This window comes from Aeribacillus sp. FSL K6-1121 (assembly GCF_038003725.1).
In the GTDB taxonomy this organism is placed as follows: Bacteria; Bacillota; Bacilli; order Bacillales; family Aeribacillaceae; genus Aeribacillus; species Aeribacillus composti.
Genome location: NZ_JBBOPS010000001.1, coordinates 2,447,904 through 2,459,562, shown reverse-complemented (window position 1 = coordinate 2,459,562; position 11,659 = coordinate 2,447,904). Strand labels below are relative to the sequence as shown.

At 38.5% G+C, this 11,659-nt stretch carries 10 protein-coding genes; all 10 read left to right on the top strand.

Annotated elements, in window-relative coordinates:
- Positions 1–16: 16 nt before the first annotated feature.
- The 10 genes from fliS to NSQ61_RS11995 all read left to right on the top strand — a co-directional run bounded on the left by fliS (position 17) and on the right by NSQ61_RS11995 (position 11,335).
- Positions 17–418, top strand: a complete 402-nt coding sequence (gene fliS, locus NSQ61_RS12040) for a flagellar export chaperone FliS (RefSeq protein WP_063389203.1) — start codon at positions 17–19, stop codon at positions 416–418.
- Positions 418–771, top strand: a complete 354-nt coding sequence (locus NSQ61_RS12035) for a hypothetical protein (RefSeq protein ID WP_066249842.1) — start codon at positions 418–420, stop codon at positions 769–771. Before fliS ends, NSQ61_RS12035 begins: the two co-directional genes overlap by 1 nt.
- Positions 772–943: 172 nt before the next feature.
- Positions 944–1,495 carry a ribosome hibernation-promoting factor, HPF/YfiA family gene (gene hpf, locus NSQ61_RS12030; protein WP_063389201.1) on the top strand — a complete coding sequence of 184 codons (552 nt, stop codon included), beginning with the start codon at positions 944–946 and terminating at the stop codon, positions 1,493–1,495.
- Between the two features lie 187 nt (positions 1,496–1,682).
- On the top strand, positions 1,683–4,193 hold the full coding sequence (gene secA / locus NSQ61_RS12025; RefSeq protein WP_340807137.1) for a preprotein translocase subunit SecA: 2,511 nt from the start codon (positions 1,683–1,685) through the stop codon (positions 4,191–4,193).
- 137 nt (positions 4,194–4,330) lie between these two features.
- Positions 4,331–5,432, top strand: a protein-coding gene (gene prfB, locus NSQ61_RS12020; RefSeq protein WP_130158800.1) for a peptide chain release factor 2 whose coding sequence is annotated in 2 segments (ribosomal slippage) — positions 4,331–4,402 and positions 4,404–5,432 — 1,101 coding nt in all. Because the reading frame shifts where the segments join, the coding sequence is not laid out codon by codon here.
- 359 nt (positions 5,433–5,791) lie between these two features.
- Positions 5,792–6,124: a cytochrome c551 gene (gene cccB, locus NSQ61_RS12015; RefSeq protein WP_063389198.1), complete on the top strand. Its 333-nt coding sequence runs from the start codon at positions 5,792–5,794 to the stop codon at positions 6,122–6,124.
- 314 nt (positions 6,125–6,438) lie between these two features.
- Positions 6,439–7,125: a cell division ATP-binding protein FtsE gene (gene ftsE / locus NSQ61_RS12010; RefSeq protein ID WP_063389197.1), complete on the top strand. Its 687-nt coding sequence runs from the start codon at positions 6,439–6,441 to the stop codon at positions 7,123–7,125.
- The gene (gene ftsX / locus NSQ61_RS12005; protein WP_340807134.1) at positions 7,118–8,008 is read left to right on the top strand and encodes a permease-like cell division protein FtsX; all 891 of its coding nucleotides are present in this window, start codon (positions 7,118–7,120) and stop codon (positions 8,006–8,008) included. Before ftsE ends, ftsX begins: the two co-directional genes overlap by 8 nt.
- A 72-nt stretch (positions 8,009–8,080) precedes the next feature.
- Positions 8,081–9,388: a murein hydrolase activator EnvC family protein gene (locus NSQ61_RS12000; RefSeq protein WP_340807133.1), complete on the top strand. Its 1,308-nt coding sequence runs from the start codon at positions 8,081–8,083 to the stop codon at positions 9,386–9,388.
- 501 nt (positions 9,389–9,889) lie between these two features.
- Positions 9,890–11,335: a S41 family peptidase gene (locus NSQ61_RS11995; RefSeq protein ID WP_340807131.1), complete on the top strand. Its 1,446-nt coding sequence runs from the start codon at positions 9,890–9,892 to the stop codon at positions 11,333–11,335.
- The last annotated feature ends 324 nt before the right edge of the window (positions 11,336–11,659 follow it).

The following is an 11,659-nucleotide window of genomic DNA, read 5'->3' as shown; positions in this document are numbered from 1 at the left end:
CTGAGGAGTGTCTTAAATGGCAATGAACAATCCTTATCAATCTTATTTGGAAAACAGCGTACAAACTGCATCACCGGGTGAACTCACGTTAATGCTTTATAACGGGTGTTTAAAATTTTTAAAGCTTGCGAAAAAAGCAATAGAAGAAAAATCTATCCAACAAAAAAACGAAAATTTGCAAAAAGCACAAAGAATCATTTGTGAACTAATGGCCACGCTAAATATGGATATTGAGATTTCTAAAAATATGTACGCACTGTATGAGTACATGAATCGACGGCTTGTTGAGGCCAATTTTAAAAACGATGTCACCATTATTGAAGAAGTGGAAGGATATGTGACAGAGTTCAGAGATACGTGGAAAGAAGTAATCCAAATCAACCGGAAACAGCGGCATAGTGAAGGCGGACAAGCGTAATGGACGAAGTGGAAAAATTGTTGGAAATAACGGAAGAGTTAGTGGAATTGACAAAACGGTCTAAAGATCAACATCGCGACCGTGATCAAGTGATACAAAAAATAGAAGACTTGCTAGCAAAACGGGAGGAGTTAACAAAAAGCATGAATCCTCCCTTCACGCCCAAGGAGAAAGAAGCAGGAAGAAAAATTATCCAATTGAATCAAATTCTTGTTGAGCAGCTTAAACTAATAAAACAAGAGATACAACATGATATCGTCAAGATGAAAGCCCAGAAAGAGATGACAAAAAAATATATGAACTCTTATGCGAATGCCACTATTGATGGCATTTTTTATGATAAGAAAAAATAGCAATATATGTACAAAAAGACACGATCATGTAGCGATGGATGAAAGTGTGAAAATCGTTTTCCCCGCTCATCAGCATTCATAAAATGTTCACGATTTTTTTTATTTTGTGAAAGGAAAAACGAACGAAACATCGAACTATATATATATCCCTTAATAAAAGGAGGAGCTCAATATGAAATACAACATTAGAGGGGAAAACATTGAAGTAACTCCAGCATTAAGAGAATATGTACAAAAAAAGTTATCTAAACTTGAACGTTATTTTGATAATGGAGTACAAGCCGATGCAAATGTGAATTTAAAATATTATAATGACAAAGAATCTAAAATTGAAGTAACGATTCCAATGACGCATTTAGTGATGCGTGCTGAGGAATATCATGAAGATATGTATGCTGCGATTGATCTTGTCGTTGATAAGCTTGAACGTCAGATCCGCAAGCATAAAACAAGAGTAAACCGGAAGCTTCGTGAACAACAAGTTGATGCTAAATATTTCATCAATGCGGAAACGAATGATGACACTGATGTGAATGAAGAGGATATCGAACTTGTAAGAACAAAACGGTTCAATTTAAAGCCGATGGATACTGAGGAAGCTATTTTGCAAATGAACATGCTCGGCCATAACTTCTTTGTTTTTACGAACTCTGATACAAATAGAACAAATGTTGTCTACCGCAGAAAAGACGGCCGCTATGGATTAATTGAACCGAATGAGTAAAATTTATTATATAAAAAAAGTGCAGCCTACCTTGGCTGTACTTTTTTTACCTTCAAGCAAATAAAATGTAGACAAATGGGACGGGTTTATGGAAAGACTTTCACACAGCAAAAGTTGTACGCTTGGAAAAGCAGTGATAAAATTTAAAAGAAACTAAAATAATAAAATAAATTAAGGAGCGTTAAAGATGCTTGGACTTTTAAATAAAGTGTTTGATCCGAATAAACGCACTTTAGCTCGTTATGAAAAAATAGCTGAAAAAATAAATGCTCTCGGTCCAGATATGAGAAAGCTTTCTGATTTGGAATTGAGGTCAAAAACAGCTGAGTTTGCGGAACGGCTTGAAAAGGGAGAAACACTCGATGATCTGCTTGTGGAAGCCTACGCAGTTGTAAGAGAAGCCGCTCACAGAGTGCTCGGCCTGTATCCATATAAAGTACAGCTTATGGGAGCTATTGCCCTTCACGAAGGCAATATTGCGGAAATGAAGACAGGTGAAGGGAAAACATTAACCTCAACGATGCCTGTTTACTTAAATGCGTTGACGCGGAAAGGCGTTCACGTCGTTACCGTCAATGAATATTTGGCAAGCCGGGACGCAAAAGAAATGGGCAAAATTTTTGAATTTCTCGGCATGACTGTTGGTTTAAATTTAAACGGTATGTCAAAAGAGGAGAAAAAGGCTGCTTACGAAGCTGATATCACCTATTCAACAAATAACGAACTTGGGTTTGATTATTTGCGCGACAATATGGTTTTATACAAGGAACAAAAAGTGCAGCGCCCTCTGCATTTTGCGGTAATCGATGAGGTAGACTCCATTTTAATTGATGAAGCAAGAACTCCGCTTATTATTTCTGGACAAGCACAAAAATCCACCAAACTGTATATTCAGGCAAATGCTTTTGTCAGAACGCTTCAAAAGGATAAAGATTATACTTATGATGAAAAAACGAAATCCGTTCAACTTACAGAAGAAGGGATTGAAAAAGCGGAGCGTGCTTTCCATATTGATAATTTGTTTGATTTAAAAAACGTCACACTAAACCATCATATCAGCAATGCGCTGAAAGCCCACGTCGTCATGCATAAAGACGTTGATTATGTCGTTGAAGACGGACAAGTGATCATTGTAGACCAATTTACCGGACGGTTAATGAAAGGCCGCCGTTACAGCGACGGTTTGCATCAGGCAATCGAAGCGAAAGAAGGCCTTGAAATTCAAAATGAAAGCATGACGTTGGCAACGATCACGTTCCAAAACTATTTCCGAATGTATGAAAAGCTGGCGGGAATGACAGGGACTGCGAAAACAGAAGAAGAAGAATTTCGCAACATTTATAACATGCAGGTTATTACCATCCCGACAAACAAGCCGGTTATCCGCGAAGATCGTCCGGACCTCGTTTACCGTACAATGGAGGGGAAATTTAAAGCGGTTGTAGAAGACATCGTTCAGCGGCACATGATTGGTCAGCCTGTTCTAGTAGGTACAGTCGCGGTTGAAACATCTGAATTGCTTTCTAATATGCTTAAGAAGCGGGGAATTCCGCACAATGTGTTGAATGCAAAAAACCATGCAAAGGAAGCAGAAATTATTGAACAAGCCGGACAAAAGAATGCTGTGACGATCGCGACAAATATGGCCGGACGGGGAACGGATATAAAGCTCGGCGAAGGCGTAAAAGAGTTGGGTGGATTAGCTGTCATCGGCACAGAACGCCATGAATCCCGAAGAATTGACAATCAGCTGAGAGGACGTTCTGGACGTCAAGGAGACCCGGGTGTTACGCAGTTTTATTTGTCAATGGAAGATGAACTGATGCGCCGATTCGGTTCGGAAAGTATGATGAGCATGATGGATCGGCTTGGGATGGACGATTCCCAGCCGATTCAAAGCAAAATGATTACCCGTGCTGTGGAATCGGCGCAAAAACGGGTGGAAGGAAACAACTTTGATGCGCGGAAGCAGCTTCTTCAATATGATGATGTGCTCCGTCAGCAGCGTGAAATTATTTATAAACAAAGAGATGAAGTGCTTGAATCTGAAAATCTGCGAGAAAATGTTGAAGACATGATTCAACAAACGATTACCCGTGTTGTACAGTCATTTACGCCTGAAGAAGAGCTTCCAGAAGACTGGAACCTTGAAGGATTAGTCGACTGGGTAAAAGCCAATATTTTGGATGAAGCAGATGACTTTAATGTAAATGACCTTCGCGGAAAAGAATCGGATGAAATTATTGATATCATTTGGGAAAAAGCGACGAAGCGTTATGATGAGAAAGAAGCTGCTTTTGGCGAGGAAAACATGCGTGAATTTGAACGAGTCATTGTACTCCGCGCCGTTGATACAAAATGGATGGATCACATCGATGCAATGGATCATCTTCGCCAAGGTATTCATTTACGTGCATACGGACAAACCGATCCGCTTCGTGAATATCAATTGGAAGGCTACACAATGTTTGAAAATATGATTGCGTCCATCCAAGAAGAGGTTACAAAATATATAATGAAAGCTGAAATTCAAAACAATTTGGAACGTCAGGAAGTGGCGGTCGGCGAAGCCGTGCAGCCGAAAGAAGGAGACGCCCAGACGAAAAAGAAACCTGTCAGAAAAGCAAAAGAGGTTGGCCGCAACGAGCCATGTCCGTGCGGAAGCGGCAAAAAATACAAACATTGTTGCGGAAGATAACGATTTTAAATAGAATGGGTGTGGCGAGATGTCAGTCTCGCCTGCCCCATAAATTTTTTAACTAATGTATAAGTGGACAAAGCGAATCTGCAAAAATATAGTATACTGTGCAAAAAATTTTTAGAGGTGATGGACTAATGGATTTAGTAGAAATTCGGAATGAACTGGAGAAAATGGCTAAACGATTAGCGGATTTTAGGGGGTCTCTTTGACTTAGAAGAGAAGGAAGCACGCATAAAAAAATTAGAGGAGCAAATGGCTGCGCCAAATTTTTGGGATGACCAGCAAGCAGCTCAGAAGGTAATTAATGAAGCAAACGCCTTAAAAGATCTTGTCGGAGAATTTAACCATTTAAATGAATCATATGAAAATCTTCAAGTAACTTACGAGCTTATTAAAGAAGAGCCGGATGATGATTTGCAAAGAGAGCTTGAATCCGAATTGAAAAAATTAACGAAGGAATTGAATAATTTTGAATTACAGCTTCTTTTAAATGAGCCTTACGATAAAAACAACGCGATTTTAGAGCTTCATCCGGGAGCAGGAGGGACGGAATCTCAGGACTGGGCATCTATGCTCCTGCGAATGTATACGAGATGGGCGGAAAAGAAAGGATTTAAAGTTGAAACGATCGATTATCTTCCGGGTGATGAAGCAGGAATAAAAAGTGTAACGCTGTTAATTAAAGGACACAATGCATACGGCTATTTAAAAGCGGAAAAAGGAGTCCATCGGTTAGTGCGCATTTCTCCTTTTGATGCATCAGGCCGCCGCCATACTTCCTTTGTTTCCTGCGAAGTGATGCCAGAATTTAATGATGAAATCGATATTGAAATTAGAAGCGAGGATTTGAAAATTGACACGTACCGTTCAAGCGGTGCGGGAGGGCAGCACGTAAATACGACCGACTCGGCGGTACGGATTACACACTTGCCAACTGGAATTGTCGTGACATGTCAAACGGAGCGCTCTCAAATTAAAAACAGAGAACGAGCAATGAAAATGTTAAAATCTAAGCTATACCAATTAAAAATTGAAGAGCAGGAAAAAGAATTAGCGGAAATTCGAGGAGAGCAAAAGGAAATTGGCTGGGGTAGCCAAATCCGTTCTTATGTCTTCCATCCATATTCATTGGTGAAAGATCACCGGACAAATGTCGAAATCGGCAACGTCCAAGCTGTAATGGATGGGGAAATTGATGCATTTATTGATGCATATTTAAGAGCAAAATTGTCTTAAGGCTGTTATGAAAAGGACGATGACTCGTTACAAAAGATGAGCGAATAGAAATGTGATGACGGAAAAATGACGAAGAAAAACTGCCCTAAATTCCATTTGATTAGAGAACTTGTGGGGCTGTCCAGAAAGTCAAAATCCATTGAAACGAAACATCATAAACATTGATATATCAACATTTAAAACATTAAAGGGGCGTCTATAAGGCGTAAAAACGACTTATTAGACACCCTTTTTCTTTTTTATCAATATTCAAGTTATTTTCACAGGATTGTCAAATGTTGGTCAATTTGTTTCAGATTGAAACCTCAATAATTAGGTTATAATATCTTCGAGACTAATTGGCGAAGGGGGATTTCGCAGTGAAAAAGTTCTTGATCTTAGTATTTGGTCTTTCACTCGTATTAGCTGCATGCGGGGGCGGCGGGAATGACCAAGAAAGCGGAACAAATGGCGGAACAGATCAAGCTGAGAATACTGCATCTGCAGAAGATCTGATAAAACAAAATTGTACAAGCTGCCATGGACAAAATCTTGAAGGTGCTTCCGGTCCGAGTTTACAGAAAGTTGGAAGCAAATATAGCAAAGATGAAATAAAAGATATTATTTTAAACGGCAAAGGCGCTATGCCAAAAGGTTTATTGAACGATAGCGAAGCAGATGTTGTCGCTGAGTGGCTTGCAGGACAAAAGTAACATAAGAAGCGAGGGGACATGATCACCCTCGCTTTTTTATGCTATAGAAAAAAATAGCAGATAATAGAAAATTTTGTAGTTTTTTTTACAAGAATTTTAAAAATTTTCCCTCGAAATATGATATTGAAACAAAAATGTAATATGAAAAAGTCTATTTTTGACGAAAAATGATGTTATAATGTTTTTTGTGGGAAGGATGTAAGATTTGTTTTCTGCTTCATAATTAATAGACGAATAGAAAATAACATTAGTTTCAAGTTATAAAAATTTTTTTGACTAAGTACTGAAATAATTCAATGACTTCAGGTGATAGCATGATCGAAATGAAGGATGTTTATAAAACCTATTCGAATGGTGTTTTGGCCATTAACGGTATTTCAATAAAAATCAATCAAGGCGAATTTGTATACATCGTAGGTCCTAGCGGTGCTGGAAAATCGACATTTATCAAATTGATGTATCGGGAAGAAAAGCCTACAAAAGGCAGTATTGTCATAAACGGTATACAACTAGAAAACCTTAAAGAAAAAGAAGTGCCGTATTTGCGGAGAAATATCGGGGTTGTCTTTCAAGATTTTAAATTATTGCCGAAATTGACTGTTTATGAGAATGTTGCCTTCGCTTTGGAAGTGATCGGGGAAAATCCGAAGAACATTAAAAAGAAAGTATTAAATGTGCTTGATCTTGTGCAATTGAAGCATAAGGCCCGTTCCTTCCCTGACGAATTGTCTGGCGGTGAACAGCAGCGCGTATCAATTGCTAGATCCATAGTAAACAATCCGCCTGTTATAATAGCAGACGAGCCGACAGGGAATTTGGACCCTGAAACCTCTTGGGAGATTATGAGATTGCTAGAGGAAATCAACAATCGGGGCACAACGGTGTTAATGGCCACCCACAATAAAGTGATCGTGAACACGATTCGAAAGCGGGTTATCACGATTGAGGACGGCAAAATTGTACGCGATGAGGCGAGAGGGGAGTATGGTCTTTATGAATAAAACTCTCGGTCGTCATTTGCGGGAGGCGGTAAAAAGTCTTGGGCGAAACGCTTGGATGTCCATAGCCTCTATATCAGCCGTAACAGTGACCCTTCTTTTGGTCGGCACGTTTTTGGTTATTATGATGAATTTAAATAATATTGCCAGCAACATTGAAGAAGATGTTGAAATAACCGTGCTAATTGACAGGACAGCAGATCAAAACGCTCAAAAGCAACTTGAATCGAAATTGAAAAATCTAGAAAAAGTAGAGAATGTCCAATTTTCTTCCAAAGACCAGGAGCTGGAAAAATTAATTAAAAGCTTCGGTGAAAAAGGAGAGTCATTCAAGCTATTTGAACAGGATAATCCTTTAAACGATGTTTTCATCGTCAAAACGAAAGTTCCCGAAGATACTCCAGTTGTAGCGGAAGAAATTAAAAAAATGCACTATGTCGAAGATGTTCAATATGCAGAAGAAACTGTGAAAAAATTGTTTGAAGTTGTCAACGTTTCAAGAAATATCGGCATAGTTTTGATCATCGGGCTTGTGTTTACTGCGATGTTTTTAATCTCAAACACTATAAAAATCACTATATTTGCCCGCAGACGAGAAATAGAAATTATGAAACTTGTTGGTGCAACAAACTGGTTTATACGCTGGCCGTTCTTTTTAGAAGGTTTGTTTTTAGGAGCGCTGGGAGCTGTCATACCAATTACAGTTTTAGTTGTCAGCTACAATAGCTTAGTAAATATTGCCGTTCCTTATATTCAAGGTTCTTTTGTTGAGTTGTTGCCATTTTCTCCTTTTGTTTTTCAAATATCGGCTATCTTATTGTTAATCGGCGTCTTAATCGGCATATGGGGAAGCTTAATGTCTGTTCGAAAGTTTTTGAAAGTGTAGTTTGTCTTAGGCAGCTCTTACCATACCAGATCGAATTGATTGAAAACATGAATTAAGAGGAGGAACCGGATTGTGAAAAAGAGAATAGTGACATTAAGTCTTACAGCTATATTGGGGACAAGCGGGGTATTTGTACCGCTGAGCAAAAGCGCTTATGCGTCATCCTTTGAGGAGAAAAAAGCAAGAATTCAAAATGAGCGGTCCAATGTTCAGTCGAATATAGAAAGCAAGAAAAGTGAAGTAAAAGAATTAGAGACAAAACAAAATCAACTTAATCAAGAGATTAAAAAGTTAGATGAAAAATTGCTGGATACTGGTGAAAAAATCGAAGAGAAAGAGAATGAAATCAAGAAAACTAAAGCTGAAATTGAACAGTTGAAAAAACAAATTGCTGAAGTAAAAAAACGGATTGAAAAGCGGAATGAACTGTTAAAAGAACGGGCAAAATCCTTGCAGGAAACCGGAGGTACAATCAGCTATCTCGACGTTATCTTAGGTGCGAAAAGCTTCAATGATTTTGTAACTCGTATAAGCGCTGTTACAACGATCGTTGATGCGGATCAAAAAATTATTGAAGAGCATGAAAGAGATATGAAACTGAAAGAGGAAGCGGAGGCTAAATTAAACAAACAGCTGTCCTCTTTGGAAGAAGCTTTATCTGAATTGGCTTCATTGAAACAAGAGCTAGATAAGCAAATTGATGAAAAAGATAAATTGTTGGCGCAATTGGAAGCGGAACATGGCCAGGCAATGGATCAATTAGAAGATTTGGTACAACAAGATGCTATGCTGGCAAAGCAGCAAAAAATTATTGAACAACAGCAGCAAGAATATTTAAAAAGACTAGAAGAAGAAAAGACTAGACAGGCTCAAGCTTCACAATCTGCTTCTAAATCAAGTGATAAAACTGTTGCTTCAAGCGATAAAGCTGCTGCTTCAAGCGATGGCGGATCTTCACCAGAACCATCTGTATCATCAGCTGCAGGAAGCGGATCTTTTATCTGGCCGGCTCCAGGTGTTCTTACCTCTAAAATGGGTATGAGATGGGGCAGATTCCATGCAGGAATTGATATTGCGAAACGGGGAACGGTTCCAGTTTACGCTTCTGCTGGCGGCACGGTTAGTTATGCTGGACAAATGAGCGGCTACGGCAATGTTATTATGATCATCCATAATATTAACGGTAAAACGTATACTACACTTTACGGGCATTTGAGAAGCATTAACGTTTCAAGTGGTCAAAAAGTGAGCCAAGGTCAGTTTATTGGATATATGGGAAATACAGGAAGATCAACAGGGCAGCACTTGCATTTTGAAGTACATAACGGAACATGGCGAGGCAAATCCAGCGCGATCAATCCTTTAAGCGTTCTTCCATAAAAATTTATTAACAATGCACAATAAGCTCTCAAGGGAAGAAGAGTTTGTTGTGCATTGTTATTTTTTTTATAAATTGCAAAACAGTTTTCTTCTGATCGTGTTTCATCGATGCAAAAAATAGAGGAAACGGGAGATTACATCAAGCTTCAATGGATTGATTTTCACAATAATTCTTTTTCATGTAGTGATAGATAATTACAAAAAATATAGTTACTCCTCCCGTATGATTATGCCGGTGTAGGCAGTTTGCTTGACTAAAAGAAAAGGAAAGCGTTTCATGAGAACAAAACACCTTACCCATTTTCAAAGCAAAGATGATCGTTGGCTGATTTTTCTATTTTCTTGATGGAACCTGGCTAGAAGCGGTCAAATTCTTGTCAAAGGGCGGTATATTAAGTTTTTTTGAATTGCTTTTCCTTTTCCTGTAATCCGCACATGATTTGTACAAGCTTTGCATACGCTATAAATAATTCGGATTGTTGGAAAGGAAGGCAAAAACATATGAAACAAATAATAAAATTGATTACAGTGTTTTGGATAGTGACCAGTTCCATCATCGTTTTGGATGTGCACGGTCATGCTGAAAATAATGAATCGCTGGAAAATAAAACAATTGCTGCATCTGCGCAAAGTTCAGATGAAACCATTCCAGGATTGGAGAAATTTATAAAAACGTATGAATTAATTTCTGAAAAATATGTCCATCCAGTCGACAAAAAACGTCTCCTAGAAGGTGCCATTCAAGGGATGCTATCTTCTTTAGGCGATCCATACTCAGTCTATATGGATAAAGAAACTGTTAGACAATTTACAGAGTCCCTTGATTCTTCATTTGAGGGAATCGGTGCCGAAATCGGGATGAACAACGGCAAAATAACCATTATTTCACCATTTAAAAATTCGCCGGCGGAAAAAGCGGGCTTAAAGCCAAATGATGAAATTGTGAAAATTGATGGTAAAACAGTTTCCAGTTCAGATCTTCATGATGCAGTACTGAAAATCAGAGGAGAAAAAGGAACAACCGTCAAACTTACGATACGCCGCCCTGGAAGTAAAGATTTATTGTTTTTTGAAGTAAAGCGGGATGAGATTCCGATTGAAACAGTGTTCAGCTCCGAAATCAATAAAAATGGCAAGCGGTTAGGCGTCTTGCATATTACTTCATTTTCTGAAAGGACAGCTGATGACTTTAAACAAAAACTAAAAATGTTAGAAAAAAAGAAAATTAACGGTCTAGTCATCGATGTTCGCGGCAATCCGGGGGGATATTTGCAGGCTGTAGAGCAAATTTTGCAGCAGCTCGTCCCTAATCATGCACCATATATTCAAATAGAAAAGAGAGACGGAAAAAGGGAGATGTATTATTCAACATTAAAAGAAAAGAAGCATTATCCTATTGCAGTCTTAATTGACAACGGCAGCGCATCTGCTTCGGAAATTTTGGCAGCTGCGTTGAAAGAAGCAGGAGGGTATGCCATTGTCGGCGAAAAATCCTTTGGAAAGGGAACAGTTCAGCAAACAATACCGCTGGATGATGGAAGCAACATAAAGCTGACGTTATACAAATGGTTGACTCCTAAGGGAAATTGGATTCATGAAAAAGGTGTGGAACCAACGGTAAAAATATCGCAGCCGGATTATTTTAAAGCTGGACCGCTCGATATTTATCAGCCATTAAAGAAAGAGATGAATAATGAACAAGTTCGCATAGCACAAATATTATTATCAGGATTAGGTTATGATCCTGGGAGAAAAGACGGTTATTTCAGTTTAGAAACCGAGCTGGCTGTAAAGGCGTTTCAAAAAATGAACGGTTTATCCGTGACGGGGAAAGTGGATCAAAAAACAGCTATAAAAATGAATGAATTGATCACAAAAGAAACTCGTTCAAAACAAAATGACTTGCAGCTGCAAACTGCCATTTCACTATTAGCACGATCTTCTTAAGTATTGAAAAAATACGGCAGCTTTTCTTTTGCATTTTGTTTAAGGGGCTGTCTAATAAGTCGTTTTTACGGCTTATTGACGCCCCCTTTAATGTTTTAGAAACGTTGATATATCGATGTTTATGATTTTTTGTTTTCAATAGGGATTTCACTTTATGGACAGCCTTTAAATGAGATTTCACTTCCTTGTGCAGGCTTTTCAGTTGAGAAAATTTCTGCTTTCATATCGTAGTGAAATTTACAATTATACAGAGGATGGACGCAGCTTTATGACAATATGGCTGCGTTTTCTTTTAAATCATCGGGAAGTGACAGAGCGGCATTG

What these genes read in the sequence shown, in the direction of transcription:
- fliS (WP_063389203.1), top strand. Translation starts at nt 17, where the DNA reads ATGGCAATGAACAATCCTTATCAATCTTATTTGGAAAACAGCGTACAA.
- NSQ61_RS12035 (WP_066249842.1), top strand. Translation starts at nt 418, where the DNA reads ATGGACGAAGTGGAAAAATTGTTGGAAATAACGGAAGAGTTAGTGGAA.
- hpf (WP_063389201.1), top strand. Translation starts at nt 944, where the DNA reads ATGAAATACAACATTAGAGGGGAAAACATTGAAGTAACTCCAGCATTA.
- secA (WP_340807137.1), top strand. Translation starts at nt 1,683, where the DNA reads ATGCTTGGACTTTTAAATAAAGTGTTTGATCCGAATAAACGCACTTTA.
- ftsE (WP_063389197.1), top strand. Translation starts at nt 6,439, where the DNA reads ATGATCGAAATGAAGGATGTTTATAAAACCTATTCGAATGGTGTTTTG.
- ftsX (WP_340807134.1), top strand. Translation starts at nt 7,118, where the DNA reads ATGAATAAAACTCTCGGTCGTCATTTGCGGGAGGCGGTAAAAAGTCTT.
- NSQ61_RS11995 (WP_340807131.1), top strand. Translation starts at nt 9,890, where the DNA reads ATGAAACAAATAATAAAATTGATTACAGTGTTTTGGATAGTGACCAGT.